This is a genomic window from Pantoea sp. X-Soil-TKNS-1211 (genome assembly GCF_059730495.1).
Map to the genome: position 1 here is coordinate 1,356,315 of NZ_AP035953.1, position 22,931 is coordinate 1,379,245.

The window sequence follows — 22,931 nt, forward strand, 5'->3', positions numbered from 1 at the left end:
GGAGCTAAAAATGCTATCAAAATATTACCGCTGGGGTGCCGCTGCTGTTCTGACCTTTTCATTGACTGGACAGGCGTTGGCCGCTGAGAAAATCACCGTGTTTGCTGCGGCCTCACTGACCAACGCGTTGCAGGACATCGCCACGCAATATCAGAAAAAAACCGGGGTAGAAGTGGTGTCGTCCTTTGCGTCTTCTTCGGTGCTGGCGCGCCAGATTGAGCAGGGTGCACCAGCGGACCTGTTTATCTCTGCCGACCAGCAGTGGATGGACGATGCGGTGGCGAAAAACAGCGTCATCGATAACACGCGTTATACCTTGTTGGGCAACGATCTGGTACTGGTGGCCCCGCGCAGCGACAGCGCCAAAGCGGTGACCATCAATGCTCAGACCGACTGGAAAAGCCTGTTGAAGGGCCAACGTCTGGCGGTGGGCGACCCGGATCATGTTCCCGCCGGGATTTACGCGAAAGAAGCGTTACAAAAGTTAGGCGCGTGGGATACGTTAGTGCCGGTACTGGCTCCGGCTAATAACGTGCGTGCTGCGCTGGCACTGGTGGAGCGTAACGAAGCACCTTACGGTATCGTTTACGGTTCCGATGCGGTTGCCAGTCAAAAAGTCCAGGTGGTCGGTCGTTTCCCGGAAGACAGCCATAAGCCGGTCGAATATCCGATGGCGGTGGTTAAAGAACATCAGCGTGCGCCGGTAGAAGCCTTCTACAACTATTTGCAGGGGCCGGATGCCGCCGTAATATTTAAACAGTATGGATTTACGCCGAAGAAATGATATTGAGTGATCCCGAATGGCAGGCGGTGTTTCTCAGCCTGAAAGTCTCCACTGTGGCGGTGTTGTGCAGCCTGCCGTTGGGCATTCTGATGGCCTGGATTCTGGCGCGCTGCCAGTTTCCGGGCAAAACCCTGCTCGATAGTATTATTCATCTGCCGCTGGTACTGCCGCCGGTGGTGGTGGGTTATCTGCTGCTGATTGCCCTCGGGCGGCGAGGTTTTATCGGCGCATGGCTGTATGACTGGTTCGGTTTCAGCTTCGCCTTTAGCTGGCGCGGTGCGGTGGTGGCTGCGGCGGTGATCGCCTTCCCGCTGATGGTGCGGGCCATCCGCCTGGCACTGGAAGCGGTGGACACCAAACTGGAACAGGCAGCGCGCACCCTGGGAGCAGGGCGCTGGCGCGTGTTTTTCACCATTACCTTACCCCTGACCTTTCCCGGCATTATCGTCGGAACGGTGCTGGCCTTTGCCCGTTCACTGGGCGAGTTTGGTGCCACTATTACCTTCGTGTCGAACATACCCGGTGAAACCCGCACCATCCCGTCAGCGATGTTTACCCTGATTGAAACGCCGGGGGCGGAAAATGCCGCAGCGCGCCTGTGTGCGGTGGCGATTGTGCTGGCGTTGTTGTCGCTGGTGGCCTCGGAACTGTTGGCCCGCTGGGGCCGTAAGCGGCTGGGGGTTTAATGTTAACGCTAAACTTTTCCCAGCAGTTGGGCACGCACCAGTTGGATGTGGATGTCGACATTCCCGGCAAAGGGATCACCGCGATTTTTGGTGTTTCCGGCGCGGGGAAAACCTCGCTGATCAACGCGATTGGCGGATTGACCCAACCGCAGCAGGGGCAGATCAAACTGGATGAACGTCTATTGTTTGATGCCGCCACTGGAGTGAATCTACCGCCGGAAAAACGCCGTATTGGTTATGTGTTTCAGGATGCACGCCTGTTCCCGCATTACAGCGTACGCGGCAATCTGCAATACGGTATGGCGTCAGCGATGAAAACGCAGTTCGACAGTCTGGTGGCATTATTGGGCCTCGAAGCGTTGCTGCGCCGCTCGCCATCTTCCCTGTCTGGCGGGGAAAAACAGCGGGTGGCAATTGGCCGCGCGTTGCTGACGGCACCGGACATTTTGCTGATGGATGAACCGCTGGCCTCGCTGGATTTACCGCGTAAACGCGAGCTGATGCCTTACCTGCAAAAGCTGGCAAAACAGGTGGATATTCCGCTGTTGTACGTGTCGCACAGCCTCGACGAGATCCTGCAACTGGCCGATAACGTGCTGGTGCTGGATAGCGGCAAGGTTAAGGCCTTTGGTTCGCTGGAGAAAGTGTGGGGAAGCACCGCGATGCGCCCGTGGCTCCCGCTCAGCGAGCGCACCAGCGTGCTGCGCGTGCAGGTGCTGGAGCAACATCCCGATTACCCGATGACCGCGCTGTCGCTGGGCGATCAACATATCTGGGTCAGCCGGGTGAATCAGCCGCTGAAAACTGCGTTACGCATTCGTATCGCGTCAGCCGATGTGTCGCTGGCGTTGCAGCCACCGCAAAACACCTCGATTCGCAATATTCTGCCAGCGCAAGTGGTTGAACTGCTTGAGATTGACGATCAGGTGGAGGTTAAGTTGCGTATTGGCATCAGCGAATTGTGGGCGCGCATTTCGCCCTGGGCGCGGGATGAGCTGGGCATTCGGCCCGATCAGTGGCTGTATGCCCAGATTAAAAGCGTATCGATTACGCCCTGATGCCGGGAAATCCGTAGCGGCGCGATTTATCGCGCGGATTTTACAGAATTTCCTGGTAAATCACTTCAGCAATGCCGGGCTCCAGATTGGTGCCAATCACTTTGCGGGCGCGCGCTTTGATCGCGTCGTCGGCATTGCCCATCGCTACGCCGAGGCCGACTTCTTCCAGCATGCTGAGGTCGTTGTAGTTATCACCAAACGCCAGCACGTCTTTCATGCTCAGGCCCTGGCTTTCCACCCACTGCGCAAGACGTTTACCTTTGCTGTTGCCGCGCTGGGCGATATCCACCTGATCGTGCCATGACCATTCACACGCCAGCCCCAGTTCGGCTTCGGTGCGCTCGGCAAACCGTTGCAGCGCGTCGGTATCGGCATGAGACAGGGCAAACTTCCAGATCGACTGTGCATCCTGCGCGGCCTGTACCAGGCTCGGTACATGGAGGAAGGTTGGACGTTGTGCCGGTGGCAGCGATTCCGCCCAGTTAAGGGTGCGGGTTACGTGGCCGGTCGGCTCCTGGTAAAGCATCGCGTCATCAACATACAGCAGGCCGTGAATTTTCTGCTCATCCAGCATCTCGATCACCCGTACCGCTTGTGATTTTTCCAGCGGATCGGATGCCAGCACCTTTTTCGCCTGATAATCATACAAATAGGTGCCGTTACAGCAGATAGCAGGTGTATCCAGCTTCAGTGCCTGATAAAAAGGATGGATGGCACAATGGTGGCGACCGGTAACAATCAGCACCTTGACGCCTGCCTGCTGCGCGCGGGCCAGGGCTTCAAGGGATTCAGGCAGAATGGTTTTACGCGGGGTCAACAGGGTGCCGTCAAGGTCAAGGGCGATTACGCGGTAGCTCATTACTCTTTCCGTCTGGGTTACAAAGCAATCAGTCTACACCGGGTAACCGCTTTGAGACAAAAGGCAGGGCACAAATGATTCCTGCGTGGAAAAATGAAACGCGCTACAGTGATAACCCTTTCAGCAAGCCGAACAAGGAGAACGCATGAAACAAGTCGTGTATACCGCCAGCCCCGAGAGCCAGCAGATTCACGCCTGGCAGTTACAGGAAGATGGCGCGCTGACGTTATTACAGGTGACAGATGTGGCTGGTCAGGTGCAGCCGATGGTGGTCAGCCCGAAGAAAGATTTCCTCTATGTTGGCGTGCGTCCAAATTTTCGCGTGCTGGCATACCGCATTGCCGCTGATGGCACCCTGAGCGAAGCCGGTGAGGCACCGCTGCCGGGCAGCCCGACGCATATCTCCACTGACCGTGCTGGCAACTATTTGTTCTGCGGTTCTTATAATGATGCCTGTGTCAGCGTCAGCCCGATTGACAGCGATGGTCTGCCGCAGGCACCGAGCCAGGTGATTGGCGGACTGGAGGGTTGTCACTCTGCCAATATTGATGTGAAAAATCAGACGCTGTTTGTTCCGGCACTGAAGCAGGATCGCATTTGTCTGTTCCAGTTGGGCAGCGATGGCAGCCTGACCCCCGCCGCGCAGGCACAGGTCACCACGGTAGAAGGCGCTGGCCCGCGTCATATGGCGTTCCACCCGAACGGCAACTACAGCTATTGCGTCAACGAGCTGGACAGCAGTGTGGATGTCTGGGCCTTGAGCAACGCGCACGGTGAAGTGGAACGTGTGCAGAGCCTGAACATGATGCCGGAGGATTTCAGTGGCACTCGCTGGGCGGCGGATATCCATCTGACGCCGGATGGCCGTTTTCTGTATGCCTGCGATCGCACCAGCAGCACCATTACCGTGTTCAGCGTCAGTGAAGATGGCGGCTTGTTAACCATTGAAGGTTTCCAGCCGACAGAGACGCAGCCGCGTGGCTTTAATATTGACCATAGCGGTCAATACCTGGTCGCGGCGGGACAGAAATCTCATCATATTGCCGTGTATAAAATCAGCGATGATCGCGGTCTGCTAACCCCACTGGCGCGATATGCCGTCGGACAAGGCCCGATGTGGGTGGTGATTCACCAACTGGGTTAAATCGCTTAAATCCTTGCGCGATAAATCGCGCCGCTACGGGAGGCAGTGGTAGCGGTGCGATTTATCGCGCTGCTTTTCACCCCTGAAAATGATGCGAAAAATCCAGCGCATCGCGCACGGCGTCACTCAACTTCGCCAGCTCCGCAGACGTAATCACATACGGCGGCATCAGGTAGATCAGCCGTCCAAACGGACGGATCCACACACCACGCTCGACAAAAAACTGTTGCAGCGCCGCCATATTCACCGCCAGATGTGTCTCAATTACGCCTATGGCCCCGAGAACGCGCGCATCGGCTACCGCCGGATGGCTGGCTAAAGGCAGCAATGCTGCGCGCAGCTGCTGCTCAATCCGTGCCACCTGCGCTGACCAGTGACCTTCATTCACGATCTTCAGGCTTTCTACCGCCACCGCACAGGCCAGCGGATTACCCATAAAGGTTGGGCCATGCATAAAGCAGCCAGCCGCGCTGTTGCTGATGGTCTCTGCCACCTCGCGGGTGGTCAGGGTGGCGGAGAGTGTCATGGTGCCGCCCGTCAGGGCTTTGCCCAGACATAAAATGTCCGGCGCGATCCCGGCATGCTCGCAGGCGAACAACTTACCGCTGCGACCAAATCCGGTGGCGATCTCGTCGGCAATCAGCAGCAAACCGTAGCGATCGCACAGTTCACGCACCCGTTGCAAATAGCGCGGATGATAAAAACGCATGCCGCCTGCACCCTGCACAATCGGCTCGAGGATCACTGCTGCAATCTGGCGGTGATGTTGCTCCGCCAGGCGGGCAAAGTCGGCGCAATCAGCGTCATCCCATGCATCATCAAATCCCCGCTCAGGTGCTGCTGCGAACAGGTGCTCCGGCAGATAACCGCGCCACAAGCTATGCATCGAGTTTTGTGGATCGCATACCGACATCGCGGCAAAGGTGTCGCCGTGATAACCGCGTTTCAGGGTGAGGAATTTTTGCCGGGTTTCGCCACGTCCCAACCAGTATTGTAGCGCCATTTTCATCGCCACTTCGACGGCGATCGACCCCGAATCGGCGAGAAATACGCATTCCAGCGGTTCTGGTGTCATCGCCACCAACTGACGGCACAGCGCCACCGCTGCCGGATGGGTGATACCGCCAAACATCACGTGCGACATCTGCGCCAGTTGGCTCTGCAACGCCTGATTCAGTCGCGGATGATTGTAACCGTGAATCGCCGCCCACCACGACGACATACCGTCCACCAGTTCACGGCCATCCGCCAGCTGCAACTGGCAGCCATGCGCCGCTACCACCGGGTAGCAGGGCAGGGGATCGCGCATTGAGGTGTAGGGATGCCAGATATGCTGGCGGTCGAAATTGAGATCGTCCTGAGTGAACATGGGTGTTGTAAACCAAAAATAAAAAATATAGTTTACAAGTATAACCACGTTAATCGTCAGGATGAACCCTTTTTTGGAGTGAAGCAATGGCACATCGCTGGACACTGGCACAAGCCCAGGCACTGTTCGACAAACCTTTCCTTGAGCTGATGTTTGAGGCGCAGCAGGTACACCGCCAACATTTCGACCCGCGTCAGGTACAGGTCAGCACGCTGCTGTCGATCAAAACCGGCGCTTGCCCGGAAGATTGTAAATATTGCCCGCAGAGCGCGCGCTACAAAACCGGGCTGGAATCGGAACGTCTGATGGAGGTGGAAGCAGTACTGGAATCGGCGCGTAAAGCCAAAGCTGCCGGTTCGAGCCGATTCTGCATGGGAGCAGCGTGGAAAAACCCACACGATCGCGACATGCCGTACCTGGAGCAGATGGTGCAGGGTGTGAAAGCGATGGGGATGGAAACCTGTATGACCCTCGGCACCCTGAACCACAGCCAGGCGGAGCGTCTGGCCCATGCCGGGTTGGATTTTTACAACCACAACCTCGACACTTCGCCGGAATTTTACGGCAGCATCATCACCACGCGTAGCTACCAGGAACGCCTGGATACACTGGATAAAGTCCGTGGGGCGGGCATCAAGGTGTGCTCGGGTGGTATCGTCGGGCTGGGCGAAACGGTGAAAGATCGCGCCGGTTTGCTGGTGCAACTGGCGAACCTGCCGACGCCGCCGGAAAGTGTGCCAATCAACATGTTGGTGAAGGTCAAAGGCACGCCGCTGGCCGATAACGACGATGTCGAGCCGTTCGATTTTATCCGCACTATCGCGGTGGCGCGCATCATGATGCCATCTTCACACGTGCGCCTCTCTGCCGGTCGTGAACAGATGAGCGAGCAAACCCAGGCGATGTGTTTTATGGCCGGGGCGAACTCGATTTTCTACGGCTGTAAGCTGCTGACCACGCCGAACCCGGAAGAAGACAAGGATCTGATTCTGTTCCGTAAACTGGGGCTGAATCCGGAGCATACCGCTACCGCAGCCGGTGATAATGAACAGCAGTATCAGCTGAATGAACAACTGCTGCACGCCGATACCGCGCAATTCTACAACGCGGCGGTGTAATGAGCTGGTCGCAACGCATCGAACAGGCGCTGGCGGCGCGACGTGCTGCCGACGGCTGGCGTCAACGCGTCCGCGTTGAACACAACAACGTGCGCGAGCTGACCGTTGCCGGACAACGCTATCGTCACTTTTCCAGTAATGATTATCTCGGCCTGAGCCAGCATCCGGCGGTGATTGCCGCCTGGCAACAAGGTGCTGCCGAAGCCGGGGCCGGGGCAGGCGCATCGGGGCATGTGACTGGTTTTAGCCGTCATCATGCCCAGCTTGAAGAAGAGCTGGCCGACTGGCTGGGTTATCGCCGTGCGCTGCTGTTTATCTCGGGTTTCGCCGCCAATCAGGCGGTGATCCACCTGCTGGCGGAAAAGTCGGATCGAATTGTGGCCGACAAACTGGCGCACGCCTCGTTGCTGGATGCTGCTAACCACAGCCCGGCCACGCTGCGCCGTTTTGCCCACAATCAGCCAGCCAGTCTGGCGAAGCTACTGGCGACGCCGGTGGAGGGGAATACCCTGGTCGTCACCGAAGGCGTTTTCAGCATGGATGGTGACAGCGCACCGCTGGCGCAGCTTGCCGCTGAAACGCAACGTGCCAACGGCTGGTTACTGGTGGATGATGCGCACGGCATTGGCGTAACGGGTGAGCAGGGGCGCGGCAGCTGCTGGCAGCAACAGGTGCGGCCGGAATTGCTGATCGTCACTTTTGGCAAAGGTTTTGGCGTCAGCGGTGCGGCCCTGCTGTGCGATGACGCGACCGCCGATTATGTCGAACAATTTGCCCGCCATTTGATCTACTCCACTGCCATGCCGCCAGCGCAGTGCTACGCGCTGCGAGCGGCGTTGCAACAAATTCAACAGGGTGATGAATTGCGGGCGCGGCTACACAGCAATATCGCGCGCTTTCGCGCCGGTGCGGCGGATTTACCGTGGCAACTGATATCATCAGACAGCGCCATTCAGCCATTGGTGGTCGGCGAGAACAGCGCTGCGCTGGTGTTATCACAGCAGCTGAAGGCGGCAGGCTGTTGGGTCAGTGCCATTCGTCCACCGACGGTGCCGCCGGGCACCGCACGGCTGCGTATCACCTTAACCGCTGCGCATGATTCTGACGATATCGATCGTCTGCTGGAGGCGCTGTATGACGCTGCACGTCAATAAACAGGCGGTTGCTCAGGCATTTGGTCGGGCGGCGCAGCATTATGAGCAGCATGCGGAATTGCAACGGCAGAGTGGCGAGGCGCTGCTGGCGCTGGCACCCGCCGGATTTGGCCCGCACCTGCTGGATGCCGGTTGTGGCACCGGCTGGTACAGCCGCTACTGGCGCGATCGTGGACGGACCCTGACCGCACTCGACCTGTCGCCAGCCATGCTGGAGAGTGCGGCGCAGCAACACTCGGCACAGCATTATGTGCAGGGCGATATTGATGCTTTGCCACTGCCGGATGCCTGCGTCGATGGCGTGTGGAGCAACCTTGCGGTGCAGTGGAGCGGTGACCTGCGCACCGCGTTACAGCATTTTCTGCGCGTGACTCGTCCTGGTGGTACCGTGCTGTTTTCCACGCTGCTGGCCGGTTCGCTGCATGAGGTCCATCAGGCCTGGGCGCAACTGGATGGCCGTCAGCACGCCAACCGTTTTCTCAGCGCGGCACAGATCGCCGCCGCGACCGATGGCCTGTCGCTGCACCGCACGCAGCAGACCATTACCTTACATTTCCCCACTGCACTGAGCGCGATGCGTTCGTTGAAAGGCATTGGCGCAACCCATCTGCATGATGGACGCCAGGGTGGATTGCTGACGCGCAGTCAACTGGCACGGCTGGAGCAGGGCTGGCCAAGGGACGAGGCGGGTTATCGCCTGAGTTATCATCTGATGTATGGAGTATTAACGGCATGAAACGCTGGTTTATTACGGGCACCGATACCGAGGTTGGCAAGACGGTAGCGAGTGGCGCGTTGCTACAGGCGGCGGGGGCCGCCGGATTGATCACCGCAGGCTACAAGCCGGTGGCCTCGGGTTGTGAGGAAACGGCTGAGGGAATCCGCAACAGCGATGCGCTGGCGCTTCAGCGTTACAGTTCCCTGGCGCTGCGTTATGAGCAGGTTAATCCGCTGGCTTTTCTCGAACCCACATCACCGCATATCGTCAGCGCTGAAGAGGGGAGGCCAATCGATTTTACCGCACTGTCAGCCGGGTTGCGTGAGCTGGAGCAACAGGCAGAATGGGTGTTGGTGGAAGGCGCGGGCGGCTGGTTTACCCCATTGTCGGAAACGCTAACCTATGCCGATTGGGTAGTGGCCGAACAGTTACCGGTGATTCTGGTGGTGGGCGTCAAACTGGGATGTATCAATCATGCGCTGCTGACTGCCGCCGCAGTGCAGGCCAGTGGTTTACGTCTCGCAGGGTGGATCGCCAATACTATTCAGCCGCCGGGCAAGCGGCATCAGGAGTATCTGGCAACCTTACGTCAGCGTCTTGATGCGCCATGTCTGGGTGAAATTCCCTATCTTACCGATGACACACAGCAGGCAGAGTGCGGGCGCTATCTGACGCTTCCCTGAACCGTAGCGGCGCGATTTATCGCGCAGGTTTTTCCCACATCGTGCACAGAATTGCGCGATAAATCGCGCCGCTACGGACATGTAATATCAGGTTACGGTCAACCATTTATTGATGGTGACATCATCCAACTGTGCCACTTTCCCTTGTGCCACGTTGCGGCCACGATGCAGCAGCAGAAAATAGTCCGCGACGCGGCGGATAAACGAGACGTGCTGCTCCAGCAGCAGGATAGTCAGACCGTAATCACGATTCAGGCGACGAATCAGGTTACCCATCTCCTCTTCCAGCCACGGCGACATGCCCTCGGTGGGTTCATCAAGAATCAGCAGCTTGGGTTGCAGCACCAACGCGCGTGCCAACGCCAGGTGCTGCTGCTGATCCATCGGCAATTCACCGCTGCGCTGGTGGCGTAATGAGTAAAGCGCCGGGAATAAATCGAAGACCATTTCCGGAATCGCACGGCTGCGATCATCATGGGCCGCCATCAGCGCAATCAACAGGTTATCTTCCACGCTCATCTGCGAGAAGATATGCCGCCCCTGCGGTACGTAGCCGATACCCATGCGCGCGCGTTGTTCTGCGGGTTGCAGCAACAAATCTTCGGGTGGTGAGCCATCTTCCTGCCAGGTCATTGAACCGCTATTAATCGGCAGCCGTCCCATAATACAGTTGACCAGCGTGGTTTTACCCATGCCTGGGCTGCCCAGTACGCCCGTACAGGTGCCAGGGGGGAGATCCAAATCCACATCCCACAGAATATGATTTTGACCGTAAAACTGATTCACCGAACGTAAACTCAGCATCTGACATTCTCCTTCCAGATAATTAGCCTGAATGCTCCCGCTCTGTGTCGTCTGGCATACAGTCAAACACGATTCATCATTACCACTCTCACCATCAATAAGTTGATGCGAATGCTTATGGAGAAACCTGCAATTACCAGGCCAGTTTGCCGATGTGATGCAAAAAAGCGTCAGCGGCGAGGCGTAATCGACGATTAAAGTTGAGCAACGCTTAACAATTGCCAGAAGTGATAAAACGGATGCACTTTAGCGGTGCTGAATGCTTAACGTTTCTGGTGCATTTGTGCAGTAATAAGGCAGAACGCTCAGGAATAAGTGGCCTTATTTACTGGAAATTTCGCCCTTTCAGCACCGTCAGCACGGAAAAAGAATAGTTAATGCCACGCGGGCTGTGGGAAAAATAAGCGCAAAAAAAATTTTTTTCGCACACCAGGACAAGGCTTAGAAAATTATGCACAGGCGATGGCGGCGGGGCTGCCGTCAGTTATCCACCATTCCTGTGGATAACCTTGTGCATTAGAGACTGAAAACAGAGCGCAAGCGAGGAAATACGCGGCCTGGATACATTATGCTGAGAAACTGGGCTTTTTGGTAATTTATATATAAATCAGTATGTTATTTAAAATCAAGCCTGAGATTTATCTTGTTGGTCATACAACTGCAATTTTATGACGCTCTATTGACAAATGTTAAAAGCATCACCCACCTGGGGATAACCTTGCGCAACAAGGTTTTGCCTGACGCCTCATAAATTGCACTGAAGCGAGTCGTTGCACCTCCCCGTTATCGTGCAAGATATCTGTAAATATATCCAGTATTTTTTTCTGGCAAATTCGCTATAGCGGAGTAGAATTAGCAGCCTGCCCGTCGACATCTCCAGCAGGAACCGAAAAACCATGAGTAAAGCCTTCAAACTCAACTCCGCATTTAAACCCTCAGGGGATCAGCCTGAGGCGATTCGTCGTCTGGAGGAGGGTCTGGAAGACGGTCTGGCGCATCAGACGCTGCTGGGGGTGACCGGTTCGGGAAAAACCTTTACCGTTGCCAACGTGATTGCCGATCTCAACCGGCCAACGATGGTGCTGGCACCGAACAAGACGCTGGCGGCGCAGCTCTATGGTGAGATGAAGGAGTTCTTCCCGGATAACGCGGTGGAGTTCTTCGTCTCCTATTACGACTACTATCAACCCGAAGCCTACGTGCCCAGTTCCGATACCTTTATTGAAAAGGATGCGTCGGTGAATGAGCAAATCGAGCAGATGCGCCTGTCCGCTACCAAGGCGCTGCTTGAGCGACGCGACGTTATCGTGGTGGCGTCAGTATCGGCCATCTACGGTCTCGGCGATCCCGATCTCTACCTTAAAATGATGCTGCATCTGACGCGTGGCATGATCATCGATCAGCGCAGCATTCTGCGTCGTCTGGCTGAGCTGCAATATACCCGTAACGATCAGGTGTTCCAGCGTGGCACTTTCCGCGTGCGCGGTGAAGTCATCGATATCTTCCCGGCGGAGTCTGACGAAATCGCGCTGCGGGTGGAACTGTTTGATGAAGAAGTCGAACGGCTGTCATTGTTTGACCCGCTGACCGGGCAGGTGATTTCGGTGGTGCCACGTTTTACCGTCTATCCGAAAACCCACTATGTCACGCCGCGCGAACGCATCCTGCAATCGATGGAAGAGATCAAAAAAGAGCTGGTGGTTCGGCGTCAGGTGCTGCTGGAGAATAATAAGTTGCTGGAAGAGCAGCGTATTACCCAGCGTACCCAGTTTGACCTCGAAATGATGAACGAACTCGGCTACTGCTCGGGTATCGAAAACTATTCACGCTATCTCTCCGGGCGTGGGCCGGGTGAGCCGCCACCGACGTTGTTCGACTACTTACCAGCAGATGGCCTGCTGGTGGTGGATGAGTCCCACGTGACTATCCCGCAGATTGGCGGCATGTATCGTGGCGACCGTGCACGTAAAGAGACGCTGGTGGAGTACGGTTTCCGTCTGCCATCGGCGTTAGATAACCGTCCGCTGCGTTTTGAAGAGTTTGAAGCACTGGCACCGCAAACCATCTATGTTTCGGCAACCCCTGGCAATTATGAGCTGGAGAAATCCGCTGGTGAAGTGATCGACCAGGTGGTACGTCCGACCGGTTTGCTCGATCCGATCCTCGAAGTCCGTCCGGTGACTACCCAGGTCGATGATCTGTTGTCGGAAATCCGCAAACGCGTCGAGATCAACGAACGTGTGCTGGTGACGACGCTGACCAAACGTATGGCGGAAGACCTCACTGAGTATCTGGAGGAACACGGCGAAAAGGTGCGTTATCTGCACTCGGACATCGACACCGTGGAACGAATGGAGATCATTCGCGACCTGCGTCTGGGGGAATTTGATGTGCTGGTGGGGATCAACCTGTTACGTGAGGGTCTGGATATGCCGGAAGTGTCGCTGGTGGCGATTCTCGATGCTGATAAAGAGGGCTTCCTGCGTTCGGAACGTTCACTGATTCAGACCATTGGCCGCGCCGCTCGTAACATTAACGGTAAAGCGATTCTTTACGCAGACAGGATCACCAACTCAATGGCTCGTGCCATCGAAGAGACCGAGCGACGTCGCGAGAAGCAGCAGCGCTACAACGAAGAAAACGGCATCGTGCCACAGGGGCTGAACAAAAAGATCACCGATATTCTGGAACTGGGCAAAAACGTGGTCAAAACCCGTGGCAAGGGTAAAACCGCCACGCGCAGCACCGCCGAAGCCGAGGCCAGCTATCTGGCACTGACCCCACAAGCCATGCAGAAGAAAATTCACGAGCTGGAAGGGCAGATGCAGCAACACGCGCAGAATCTGGAGTTCGAAGAAGCGGCGCGGGTACGCGACCAGTTGCACGAACTGCGCGAGCTGTTTATCGCTGCATCATAATGCGCGATATATCGCGCCTTGTCTCAGAATGCCTGAATGGCGTGCTCCAGCGCCACGCGTAACAGCTGGCGGTCGTGGCGATATTGGATATCTGCGGCCTCCAGCGGTTCACGCACGATTAAGCGTCCTTCCACGCCGCGAATATCCGCCGCCGGGCTGACCACCACTGCATCAATCACCCGTTTACCTATCGCTTTTTCCATGATCACCAACTTATCCGCGACGGTGAGGCTGGCCGCTGCCGGACTGAGTTCACGCCCAAGGTTACCGATAAACACCATGGTGGCCGGGGTACGACGCAGCGCACGCGCCATCTCTTCCATCAGCAGAATGGGCATCAGGCTGGTGTAAAAACTGCCGGGGCCGATCAGAATCAGATCGGCTTCGGCAATCGCGTCCAGCGCTTCGCGAGTTGGCACCACATTCGGGTGCAGCATCAGTTCCTGCGGGGCTTGTTGCATCTCATCGACGGCGGTTTCGCCGTACACCATGTTGCCTTCACTGTCCTGCGCCACCAGATCGACGGGTTGCTCCGACATCGGGATCAAAAACGCATCCACTTTCAGCAGATTACGAATGATGTTGATCGCTTCCAATGGACGGACGCTGAGATGGTCGAGCGCTTTCAGGATCAGATTACCAAGGTTGTGGCCGGCTAATTCGCCATTGCCGGTAAAGCGATATTCGAACATCGCCGATCCCACGCTCGGTTCGGTGATCAACTGATTAATGCAGTTGCGCATATCGCCCCAGGCGATGCCGCCTTCTGAACGGCGGATGCGTCCGGTGGAACCGCCGTTGTCGGTGGTGGTCACAATGCCGGTCAGCCGCGATCCTAGCGGAGCCAGCGAGGACATGACACGGCCCAGACCGTGCCCACCACCCAGTGCCACCACGCGATCCAAATCTGCCAGGGTACGATTCATGTTGCTCCTTAACACCGATGCTCAGCTGTTGAGCCGCAGTTAAACTGATATGTATCAAAATCTGTCGGCTATTTTAACGTATCCTGTCGCGAAAATGCGGTGAAAAAACGTTATGTATCAATATATATAGCGAAAATACCCGATGGAAGCGAACAGCAAATCGCGCTAACATTCGTGCAACCCTGTTGTCCGGTTGGACAACATACACTCAAAGCCTGATCGCCTAAGTCCTCTGGATAGGGTGTTCAGGCCGCAGCCCCGAGCTGCCAGGGTGCAGAAAGAAATGACTGCATCTCCCGTATTTGGAAAGGTGTTCAGGTGTCACAATTTACTGATGCATATGCGCGCAGTTTCTATTATCTGCGCCTGTCGGTCACGGACGTGTGTAACTTCCGTTGTACCTATTGCCTGCCCGATGGCTATAAACCACAGGGTACGCGCAATAAAAGTTTTCTCTCGCTGGATGAGATCCGTCGCGTGACGCGTGCCTTTGCGGCTGCCGGCACCGAAAAAGTGCGTCTCACCGGTGGTGAACCCTCCTTACGTCGTGATTTCACCGATATTATCGCTGCGGTGCGGGAAAATGCCGCCATTCGCCAGATTGCGGTGACCACCAACGGTTACCGATTGGCGCGCGATGTGCGTGACTGGCGTGCTGCCGGGCTGACCTCGATCAACGTCAGCGTCGATAGCCTTGATGCCCGTCAGTTCCATGCCATCACCGGTCAGGACAAATTTCACCAAGTGATGGCCGGGATTGATGCTGCATTCGAGGCGGGTTTCAGCAAGGTCAAAGTCAACAGCGTGCTGATGCGCGATCTCAACAGTCACAGCCTTGGCACCTTTTTAGCCTGGATTCGCACCCGTCCGATTCAGTTACGTTTTATCGAACTGATGGAAACGGGCGAGGGCAGCGAGTTGTTCCGCCGTCAGCATATTTCCGGTGAGGTGATCCGTGATCAACTGCTGATGCAGGGTTGGCAACGTCAACCACGCGGGCGCAGTGATGGCCCGGCACAGGTGTTCCGCCATCCGGATTATCAGGGCGAAGTCGGGCTGATCATGCCTTACGAAAAAGATTTCTGCGCCAGCTGCAATCGCCTGCGTGTCTCGGCGATCGGCAACCTGCATTTGTGCCTGTTTGGTGATGGCGGTGTCCCGCTGCGCGATCTGCTGGCCTCCGACCAGCAGCAGGCCGAGCTACAGGCGCGCATCGCCCACAGCCTTGGGCAGAAAAAGCAGACGCATTTTCTGCACCAGGGCAACACCGGCATTACCCAAAATCTTTCCTTCATTGGTGGCTGACAAAGGAGTTATGGCCATGAGCAAACCTTCCGGCGACTTTGTTGCCCTCAATGTGGCGGTGATGACCGTCTCTGACAAGCATGATGCGACGAATGACTCTTCTGGCGATTACCTGCGCGAAGCGCTGAGTGAAGCCGGGCATCAAGTGGTGGATCACGCGATTGTGCCGGATAACCGCTACCGTATCCGCGCGACAGTATCGCGCTGGATAGCCAGCGAAGATGTCCAGGTGGTGATCATGAATGGTGGCACCGGTTTTAACAGCAAAAACAGCACACCTGAAGCGCTGCTACCGCTGTTTGATCGGGAGATTGAGGGATTTGGCGAACTGTTCCGTATGATCTCTTACGAAGAGATCGGCAGCGCCACCTTGCAGTCACGCGCGGTGGCGGGCATGGCCAATCAGACGCTGATTTTTGCCGTACCCGGTTCCGGTAATGCCTGTCGCAGTGCCTGGGAACGCATCATCGCCGATCAACTGGATGCGCGTACCCGTCCGTGTAATTTTGTCTCACATTTGAAGAAGTTGTAAGTATGTCCTCGTTAACCCATATCAATGCTGCCGGTGAGGCCCATATGGTCGATGTCTCCGGCAAAACCGAAACGGTGCGTGAAGCCCAGGCGGAAGCGCTGGTGCTGATGCAACCGGAAACGCTGCAAATGATCATCGATGGCAGCCATCACAAAGGTGATGTGTTCGCCACCGCGCGTATTGCAGGGATTCAGGCGGCAAAACGTACCTGGGAACTGATCCCGCTGTGTCATCCGCTGATGCTGAGTAAGGTAGAGGTGACGCTGGTTGCTGAACCCGAGCACAGTCGGGTACGCGTCACTTCGCGTTGTCGTCTGACCGGCAAAACCGGCGTCGAGATGGAAGCGCTGACCGCGGCGTCGGTCGCAGCGCTAACCATCTATGACATGTGCAAAGCGGTGCAAAAAGACATTGTCATCGACCAGTTACGTCTGCTGAGTAAAAGCGGCGGCAAATCCGGTGATTTTCAGGCGGTGCCCCATGATTAAGGTGCTGTTTTTTGCCCAGGTGCGTGAACTGACCGGCACCAGCGCGCTGGAATTATCACCGGAATATGCCGATGTCGCCGCACTGCGCAGCGCGCTGGCGACCAAAAATGACCGCTGGGCGCTGGCGCTGGAGTCCGGCAAGTTGCTGGCAGCAGTCAATCAAACCCTGGTGCCGATGAGCCACCCGTTACGTGCCGGGGATGAAGTCGCTTTCTTCCCACCAGTGACCGGGGGCTGATGATGGAAACCCGTATTCGCGTCGGTAGCGCGGTGTTCAGCGTGGCGGATGAATACGCCTGGCTGTCAGCCCATGACAGTGATGGTGCTGTGGTCACCTTCACCGGTAAGGTGCGTAACCATAATCTCGGCGACAGCGTAGCGGCATTGACGCTTGAACATTATCCGGGCATGACGGAAAAAGCGCTGACGGAAATCGTCAACGACGCGCGCCAGCGCTGGGCACTACAACAGGTTTCGGTGATCCACCGCGTCGGAGAACTGTTTCCCGGCGACGAAATTGTGTTTGTCGGCGTCAGCAGCGCGCACCGCAGCAGCGCGTTTGCCGCCGCAGAATTTATTATGGATTACCTGAAAACCCGTGCGCCATTCTGGAAACGTGAAGCCACCGCGCAGGGCGACCGTTGGGTGGATGCGCGTGATAGCGATCATCAGGCGGCAGAACGCTGGACATAACCACCAGGGAAATCGATGGAAGCGACTTTAATACTCAAACGAACAGCCTTGCTGGCGGTGCTGGTGCTGGCAGGGTGTACCAGCACCAGGAAACAACCCCAGGCGCCGGTTCGCCAACCCACGGATGTCAAAGCTCAAATCCGCCAATTGTTGCCCAGTCACGTGACGCAGAAAGCCGACTGGGCTGACGATATTTATACCGCCTTCCGCACTCAGCAAATCGATCCCAGCGTCAGCAACCTGTGCGCGGTGATCGCGGTGGCCGATCAGGAATCGAACTTCAGCGCCGATGCTGTAGTGCCGGGCTTGCCGAAAATCGCCTGGGGCGAGATCAACCGGCGGGCAGGTAAACTCTACATCCCGGCCTTTGCGGTGCGCACCGCATTGCAGATTACGTCTCCCACCGGTGAAAGCTACGCCGCGCGCCTCGACAAAGTCCGGAGCGAGAAGGAGCTGAGCGCGATCTTTGATGACTTCATTGATATGGTGCCGCTGGGACAAAAACTGTTTGGCAACCTTAACCCGATCCATACTGGCGGTCCGATGCAGGTCAGCATCGCCTTCGCTGAAGCACATGCCAAAGGCTATCCGTGGCCGGTAGAGGGTTCCATTCGCCGTGAAGTCTTTACCCGCCACGGCGGCATGTATTTTGGCATTATGCATTTGCTGGGATATCCGGCGGATTATTCACAGCCGCTGTATCGTTTTGCTGACTTTAACGCGGGTTGGTACGCGAGCCGCAATGCCGCGTTCCAGGCGGCGGTGGCGCGTGCCAGCGGGATCAAACTGGCGCTCGATGGTGATCTTATCCAATATGGTAGCGATGCCGCCGGTTCGACTGAACTTGCGGTACGCACCCTGAGTAAACAGTTGGATATGAGCAATCGTGAAATTCGCCGCGATCTGGAGCAGGGCGAAAAACCTGAATTCAGCAACAGCGTGTTATGGAAACAGGTTTTCACCCTGGCGGATAAAATGGCCGGTAAACGCCTGCCGCGTGAAATGCTGCCGGGTATCAAGCTGGAAAGCCCGAAAATCACCCGTAACCTGACCACCGCATGGTTTGCGCAACGTGTGGACGGTCGTTATCAACAGTGTTTGACACGCCGTTGACGCGGCAGGGTGTAAGCTCCACACTTACTGAGTTTGTTTAACGACTAAACCCGCGCGATAAATCGCGTATTTAAAGACCAGGGCGCGCGATAAATCGCGCCGCTACGAATCCATTAAGAGGTGCATCATGGACAGATATCCACGTAACGATTCAATCGTGCAGCAGGCTTCCGCCGGGCTGCAAACCTATATGGCGCAGGTATATGGCTGGATGACCTGTGGTTTGCTGCTGACCGCGTTTGTATCCTGGTTCGCCGCCCGCACACCGGCGGTGATGGAGCTGGTGTTTGCCAACCGCATCACCTTCTTCGGCCTGATTATCGCCCAACTGGCGGTGGTGTTTGTGCTGTCCGGGATGGTACACCGTCTGAGTGGCGCGCTGGCGACGGCGTTATTTATGCTTTATTCCGCGCTTACCGGCCTGACGCTCGCCAGTATTTTCCTCGTCTACACCTATTCATCGATCGCCAGCACCTTCTTTGTGACCGCCGGAATGTTTGGGGCCATGAGTTTTTACGGCTACACCACCAAACGCGATCTGAGCCGCTTCGGTAGCCTGCTATTTATGGCGTTGATTGGTATTTTGCTGGCGTCGCTGGTGAACTTCTGGCTGAAAAGCCCAGCGTTGATGTGGGCGATTACCTACATTGGTGTGGTGGTGTTCGTTGGCCTGACCGCGTATGACACGCAAAAGCTGAAAGCCATTGGCGAAACGGTGGATGTGAATGACAAAGAGAATCTGCGTCGTTTATCCATCATGGGTGCGTTGACGCTGTATCTCGACTTCATCAACCTGTTCCTGATGTTGCTACGTATTTTCGGTAACCGCCGCTAACCACACACCGTAGCGGCGCGATTTATCGCGCAGGCGTAAAAAACGCACGATAAATCGTGCCGCTACGATGCTGTGCCGTTCTCTGATGGTTTATCCATTTTCCGTTCATTTTTCTGCCGTAAATGCCGGGCGCGACTCTCCAGCCACAGGTACAACACCAGCGCCAGCAGCAGCGGCAGAATAAAATACAGTACGCGATACGCCAGCAGTGCGGCAATGATGGTGCCGTGTGACATATCTTGACCACTGAGTAGCGCCAGAAATACCGCTTCCAGCACGCCGATCCCAGCCGGAATATGAATAATCACCCCGGCGATACTGCTAATCAGCAACACTCCCAGAACCCTTGGATAATCCACCTGCTGCGCCAGCAGTAGCCAGATAATGGCCCCCATCACCATCCAGTTCGCGCAGGATACCGTGAATTGAAACAGCGCCATGCGTAACGAAGGCAATTGCAAGTGTTGCCCTTTTACCGTCCAGTGGCGTTTTTTGGCAAACGCACAGGCCCACAAATAGACGGCGACGAGCACCAGCAGACACCCGCCGATGATGCGCAACGTGGTTTCGCCAATGAACCAACCTGTGGGAATGGGCACCATCCCTGCCACAAACACCACGCCAGCCAGCAGAATGTAACCCAGCCAGTTGGTGGCGATACTCAGGGAGAAAATACGCGTGATGGTGCCACCAGGTAAACCCAGTCGCGAATAGAGGCGATAGCGCATTGCCACTCCGCCGACCCAGGTACTGAGCGTCAGGTTAAAGGCGTAACAGATAAACGACACCAGCATCACCTGACGTTTAGCCAGTTTGTGGCCGCAATACGCGCGGCCAATCAAATCATACAGGCCATAGGTCAGATAGCTGATGACCACCAGCGCCACCGCACTGAGCACCAGCGTGCGGTTGTAATTGACGATCACCTGATACACATCGGCCCAGTTGACCTTACGGGCATACACCACCAGTAACACCAGCACGGCGATAAAAAAGAGCCATGTGAGGATTTTTTTCGTGCGCTGCCAGCGCGAATGTTTTTTACTCATCAGGGTCTGGCTCCTTTGTTATCTGCCTCCACCCGATCCTGGGTCTCCATCTCCGGTTGTACCGGTGGGCCAACCTGTGCCAGACGGGGCGTGTGGGCGGGCAGCCAACCAGCAATTGCCGGGAAGTGGCGTAAGAAGTGGAAGACCAGCACGCTTTTGGTCAGGTGCCACCAGGTGCGCGGCGGCAGTTTATCGTCCTGAACCCGCTCACAATCCTGGCTCAGCAGCTGCTCAAGGTTATCCCTCAACGTCTGGTTAAAGGCACGGTCATGTACCATCAGGTTGGCTTCCAGATTGAGCGACAGGCTGAGGGGGTCGAGATTACTGGAACCCACGGTTGACCACTGCGAATCCTGCACCGCGATCTTGCCATGCAACGGGCGGCGGCAATATTCGTACACCTCGACACCGGCATCGACCAGGTAGTTGTACAGCATTTCCGCACCCACTTTGACAATCGGCATATCCGGCTCGCCCTGCACGATCAGCCTTACCCGCACGCCACGACGAGCAGCATGACGCATCTCGCGCAGCAGACGGTAACCGGGAAAGAAGTAGGCATTGGCAATGATCACATCGCGTTTGGCTTTACGCAGCATGTCGAGATAGTGTTGCTCGATATCATCACGATGTTCGTCGTTGTCACGAAACACAAACAACACCTGGGCATCGCCGGGCAGGGCGTTCAGGGCCGGACGATTTGAACGATGCCCCCACCAGCGGCGGGTCACCTGTTCACTGCCGATCGCCTGTTGTACATAGCGCGCAACATCCAGCACCACCGGGCCTTTCACTTCAACGGCGTAATCCTGTTTGGCCTCCGGGCCGAAGTCGGTGTTATGTTCGGCCGAGAAATTGATTCCGCCAACAAAGGCGATCACCTCATCAATGACCACGATTTTGCGGTGCAGGCGACGGAACAGGTTGGTGCGCATCCCCAGCAGCAGCGGACGTGGGTCAAAATAGATAAAGCGCACGCCTGCTGCGGTCAGGCTATCGACGTAGCTGTCTGAGAGATCCGGTGAACCGTAGCCGTCCACCATCACTTCAACCCGGACGCCGCGCTGCGCTGCGGCCAGCAGTTCGCGGTGCAATGCATTGCCCACCTGATCTTCAAACAGGATAAAGGTCTCCAGCAGCAGGGTGCGCTCGGCGCGCTGGATTGCGCCAAACACGCGTGGAAAGAACGCCTCGCCGTTTTCCAGCAGGCGCAGTTGGTTGCCGTCACGCCAGCTGAAATTCATAACAAGATCTCCACGGCCAGCGGTGCATGATCAGACAAATGCGACCAGGGTTTTACCGGCAGCGCCCACGGTTGGCTGATGGCGGCGTTACGGATATAGATACGATCAAGCCGCAGCAGCGGAAAGCGGGCCGGGAAGGTCCGTGCCGGACGACCGTTCTTCAGGCTGAACACTTCATCCAGCCCGGCATGACGTTTGAGGTATTTGTTGGCGTGCACCTGCCAGTCATTAAAATCACCCGCCACCACCAGCGGAGCTTCGGGTGGCAGGGAGGCGATCAATTCGCACATCATCCGCAGTTGAGCGCGACGATGCGGCTCACGCAAACCGAGATGCACACAGATGACATGCAGCGGTTGCGTCTGCCCCGGCAGGCTGATTTTGCAGTGCAACATGCCGCGCTTTTCGCCTCCGGCCACAGAAATATCGCGATTTTCATACTCAACGATCGGAAAACGTGACAATATCGCGTTCCCGTGATGTCCTTCTGGGTAAACTGCATTGCGGCCATAAGCATAATCGTGCCACATGGTGTCGGCGATAAACTCGTAATGCGAGGTTTCCGGCCAGTTTTCAATGTGTAAGGAGTGAATGGCGTGGGTGCCCATCACCTCTTGCAGGAAGACAATATCGGCCGAGGTGGCACGCGCGGCGTCGCGCAATTCCGGCAGGATAAAGCGGCGGTTGAAGCTGGTGAACCCTTTGTGGGTATTGATCGTCAGGACTTTTATCGAAAATCCTTGCGCATTTTGTGTCATACTGCGACGCGCTCCTTTTCATCATCAACAGGATAAAGTGTAGTCTTTGTCACAAATGAGAGGTGGCAGGAGCAGAAAATTAGGGTGTTATCCGAAATTTGCCTTACATTGAGGAAATCTGTCTGGCCGCGGCCAGATACACTTGGGCGATCTGTTGGGTCTGCCAGGAGAAAAGAATGAAATGGTCTAATCGTGTTCAGATTGTTACCGGACAAACCTGTGTTCATATTGCGATGCACCTGCTGGTGATCGCTGCACTGGTCTGGGGCTGGAAACATAAGGCGCTGGTTGAAGTGAGCAGTACCCTGGTGGCGGCCTATGTTGTGGTGTTTATCACCATGCTGGTCACGCAGCGTAGTGCCCGTTTGCGTATGCTTGGCGACTCTCTGGAAGAAGTGACCACCACCTACTACTTCGGAGCAGCGATGCTGACGTTGTTCCTGGTGTCACGTTTCATCCACAACAACCTGCTGCTCGGCTGCCTTGGCGTGGTGATGTTGGTGGGACCGGCGCTGGTTTCCCTGCTGGCGAAAGAACCTGCCCAGCGCGTACAGAAGAAACGCAGTTAATTCACGGTACGGTCATATTGTAACGGCGCGATTTATCGCGCTGTTTTTTTTACAATCGTTTATCGCGCAATGCGGGCTGAAAGCTGCTACACTGCCGCCCTTACGCATGGTAGTTTGTGCCCTT

Annotated in this window: 24 protein-coding genes and 1 riboswitch; of the genes, 17 read left to right on the forward strand and 7 right to left on the reverse strand. The window is 56.2% G+C overall.

From position 1 onward, the window contains the following. Positions 1-10: 10 nt before the first annotated feature. From modA to modC, 3 genes are read left to right on the forward strand one after another with little or no spacing between them, the layout of a single operon-like run. Complete coding sequence (gene modA / locus AC6I8W_RS06480) at positions 11-784, forward strand: molybdate ABC transporter substrate-binding protein (protein ID WP_497837441.1); 774 nt, start codon at positions 11-13, stop codon at positions 782-784. Beyond that, positions 781-1,470 carry a molybdate ABC transporter permease subunit gene (gene modB / locus AC6I8W_RS06485; protein WP_497837442.1) on the forward strand — a complete coding sequence of 230 codons (690 nt, stop codon included), beginning with the start codon at positions 781-783 and terminating at the stop codon, positions 1,468-1,470. The genes modA and modB overlap by 4 nt, the downstream gene beginning before the upstream one ends. Further along, on the forward strand, positions 1,470-2,528 hold the full coding sequence (gene modC, locus AC6I8W_RS06490) for a molybdenum ABC transporter ATP-binding protein ModC (RefSeq protein WP_497837443.1): 1,059 nt from the start codon (positions 1,470-1,472) through the stop codon (positions 2,526-2,528). The genes modB and modC overlap by 1 nt, the downstream gene beginning before the upstream one ends. Before the next feature lie 40 nt (positions 2,529-2,568). On the opposite strand, the gene AC6I8W_RS06495 is transcribed toward modC, so the two are convergent. Further along, positions 2,569-3,387 (reverse strand): pyridoxal phosphatase, encoded by an 819-nt coding sequence (locus AC6I8W_RS06495; RefSeq protein WP_497837444.1) that lies wholly within the window; start codon positions 3,385-3,387, stop codon positions 2,569-2,571. A gap of 145 nt (positions 3,388-3,532) precedes the next feature. Here AC6I8W_RS06495 and pgl point away from each other — a divergent pair, with 145 nt between their 5' ends. Then, on the forward strand, positions 3,533-4,531 hold the full coding sequence (pgl, locus tag AC6I8W_RS06500) for a 6-phosphogluconolactonase (RefSeq protein WP_497837445.1): 999 nt from the start codon (positions 3,533-3,535) through the stop codon (positions 4,529-4,531). A 76-nt stretch (positions 4,532-4,607) separates the two neighbouring features. On the opposite strand, the gene bioA is transcribed toward pgl, so the two are convergent. Further along, positions 4,608-5,900, reverse strand: a complete 1,293-nt coding sequence (gene bioA / locus AC6I8W_RS06505; protein WP_497837446.1) for an adenosylmethionine--8-amino-7-oxononanoate transaminase — start codon at positions 5,898-5,900, stop codon at positions 4,608-4,610. 86 nt (positions 5,901-5,986) lie between these two features. Here bioA and bioB point away from each other — a divergent pair, with 86 nt between their 5' ends. The 4 genes from bioB to bioD are packed head-to-tail and all read left to right on the forward strand — an operon-like array spanning position 5,987 to position 9,573. Further along, positions 5,987-7,018, forward strand: coding sequence for a biotin synthase BioB (bioB, locus tag AC6I8W_RS06510; RefSeq protein WP_497837447.1), 1,032 nt, complete (start codon positions 5,987-5,989; stop codon positions 7,016-7,018). After that, a complete protein-coding gene (bioF, locus tag AC6I8W_RS06515; RefSeq protein ID WP_497837448.1) occupies positions 7,018-8,172 on the forward strand; it encodes an 8-amino-7-oxononanoate synthase in 1,155 nt (384 codons plus the stop codon). The genes bioB and bioF overlap by 1 nt, the downstream gene beginning before the upstream one ends. Then, entirely contained in the window at positions 8,153-8,908 is a 756-nt protein-coding gene (gene bioC, locus AC6I8W_RS06520) for a malonyl-ACP O-methyltransferase BioC (protein ID WP_497837449.1), read from the forward strand. Before bioF ends, bioC begins: the two co-directional genes overlap by 20 nt. Next, positions 8,905-9,573: a dethiobiotin synthase gene (gene bioD, locus AC6I8W_RS06525; protein ID WP_497837450.1), complete on the forward strand. Its 669-nt coding sequence runs from the start codon at positions 8,905-8,907 to the stop codon at positions 9,571-9,573. Before bioC ends, bioD begins: the two co-directional genes overlap by 4 nt. Positions 9,574-9,660: 87 nt before the next feature. Here bioD and AC6I8W_RS06530 read toward each other — a convergent pair whose 3' ends face one another. Continuing rightward, positions 9,661-10,377: an ABC transporter ATP-binding protein gene (locus AC6I8W_RS06530; RefSeq protein ID WP_497837451.1), complete on the reverse strand. Its 717-nt coding sequence runs from the start codon at positions 10,375-10,377 to the stop codon at positions 9,661-9,663. 896 nt (positions 10,378-11,273) lie between these two features. On the opposite strand from AC6I8W_RS06530, the gene uvrB reads away from it, so the two are divergent. Beyond that, the gene (gene uvrB / locus AC6I8W_RS06535; RefSeq protein ID WP_497837452.1) at positions 11,274-13,295 is read left to right on the forward strand and encodes an excinuclease ABC subunit UvrB; all 2,022 of its coding nucleotides are present in this window, start codon (positions 11,274-11,276) and stop codon (positions 13,293-13,295) included. 23 nt (positions 13,296-13,318) lie between these two features. Here uvrB and AC6I8W_RS06540 read toward each other — a convergent pair whose 3' ends face one another. Then, a complete protein-coding gene (locus tag AC6I8W_RS06540) occupies positions 13,319-14,221 on the reverse strand; it encodes a gluconeogenesis factor YvcK family protein (protein WP_480369631.1) in 903 nt (300 codons plus the stop codon). A 193-nt stretch (positions 14,222-14,414) separates the two neighbouring features. Beyond that, positions 14,415-14,550, forward strand: a riboswitch (molybdenum cofactor riboswitch). Between AC6I8W_RS06540 and moaA the strand changes: the two genes are divergently transcribed. The 7 genes from moaA (at position 14,522) to AC6I8W_RS06575 (ending at position 19,187) form a co-directional block, all read left to right on the forward strand. Further along, a complete protein-coding gene (gene moaA / locus AC6I8W_RS06545) occupies positions 14,522-15,526 on the forward strand; it encodes a GTP 3',8-cyclase MoaA (protein WP_497838120.1) in 1,005 nt (334 codons plus the stop codon). (Overlaps the previous riboswitch by 29 nt.) A gap of 16 nt (positions 15,527-15,542) precedes the next feature. Beyond that, positions 15,543-16,058 carry a molybdenum cofactor biosynthesis protein B gene (gene moaB, locus AC6I8W_RS06550; RefSeq protein ID WP_497837453.1) on the forward strand — a complete coding sequence of 172 codons (516 nt, stop codon included), beginning with the start codon at positions 15,543-15,545 and terminating at the stop codon, positions 16,056-16,058. Positions 16,059-16,060: 2 nt separating this feature from the next. Further along, a complete protein-coding gene (gene moaC / locus AC6I8W_RS06555) occupies positions 16,061-16,546 on the forward strand; it encodes a cyclic pyranopterin monophosphate synthase MoaC (RefSeq protein WP_497837454.1) in 486 nt (161 codons plus the stop codon). Next, positions 16,539-16,784 (forward strand): molybdopterin synthase sulfur carrier subunit, encoded by a 246-nt coding sequence (gene moaD / locus AC6I8W_RS06560; RefSeq protein ID WP_021182460.1) that lies wholly within the window; start codon positions 16,539-16,541, stop codon positions 16,782-16,784. The genes moaC and moaD overlap by 8 nt, the downstream gene beginning before the upstream one ends. 2 nt (positions 16,785-16,786) lie before the next feature. Beyond that, complete coding sequence (gene moaE, locus AC6I8W_RS06565; protein ID WP_497838121.1) at positions 16,787-17,239, forward strand: molybdopterin synthase catalytic subunit MoaE; 453 nt, start codon at positions 16,787-16,789, stop codon at positions 17,237-17,239. Positions 17,240-17,254: 15 nt separating this feature from the next. After that, positions 17,255-18,352, forward strand: a complete 1,098-nt coding sequence (locus AC6I8W_RS06570; RefSeq protein ID WP_497837455.1) for a DUF1615 domain-containing protein — start codon at positions 17,255-17,257, stop codon at positions 18,350-18,352. Positions 18,353-18,479: 127 nt separating this feature from the next. Next, positions 18,480-19,187 (forward strand): Bax inhibitor-1/YccA family protein, encoded by a 708-nt coding sequence (locus AC6I8W_RS06575; RefSeq protein WP_013508359.1) that lies wholly within the window; start codon positions 18,480-18,482, stop codon positions 19,185-19,187. Between the two features lie 62 nt (positions 19,188-19,249). Here the strand turns inward: AC6I8W_RS06575 and AC6I8W_RS06580 are convergent, their stop codons facing one another. Genes AC6I8W_RS06580 through AC6I8W_RS06590 form a run of 3 tightly spaced genes read right to left on the reverse strand, consistent with a single transcriptional unit; the run spans position 19,250 to position 22,238 of the window. Beyond that, positions 19,250-20,236, reverse strand: a complete 987-nt coding sequence (locus tag AC6I8W_RS06580; RefSeq protein WP_497837456.1) for a lysylphosphatidylglycerol synthase domain-containing protein — start codon at positions 20,234-20,236, stop codon at positions 19,250-19,252. Further along, positions 20,236-21,480 carry a cardiolipin synthase ClsB gene (clsB, locus tag AC6I8W_RS06585; protein ID WP_497837457.1) on the reverse strand — a complete coding sequence of 415 codons (1,245 nt, stop codon included), beginning with the start codon at positions 21,478-21,480 and terminating at the stop codon, positions 20,236-20,238. The genes AC6I8W_RS06580 and clsB overlap by 1 nt, the downstream gene beginning before the upstream one ends. Beyond that, positions 21,477-22,238: an endonuclease/exonuclease/phosphatase family protein gene (locus tag AC6I8W_RS06590; RefSeq protein ID WP_497837458.1), complete on the reverse strand. Its 762-nt coding sequence runs from the start codon at positions 22,236-22,238 to the stop codon at positions 21,477-21,479. The genes clsB and AC6I8W_RS06590 overlap by 4 nt, the downstream gene beginning before the upstream one ends. A 176-nt stretch (positions 22,239-22,414) precedes the next feature. On the opposite strand from AC6I8W_RS06590, the gene AC6I8W_RS06595 reads away from it, so the two are divergent. Beyond that, complete coding sequence (locus tag AC6I8W_RS06595) at positions 22,415-22,807, forward strand: YbhQ family protein (protein ID WP_497837459.1); 393 nt, start codon at positions 22,415-22,417, stop codon at positions 22,805-22,807. Positions 22,808-22,931 lie beyond the last annotated feature (124 nt).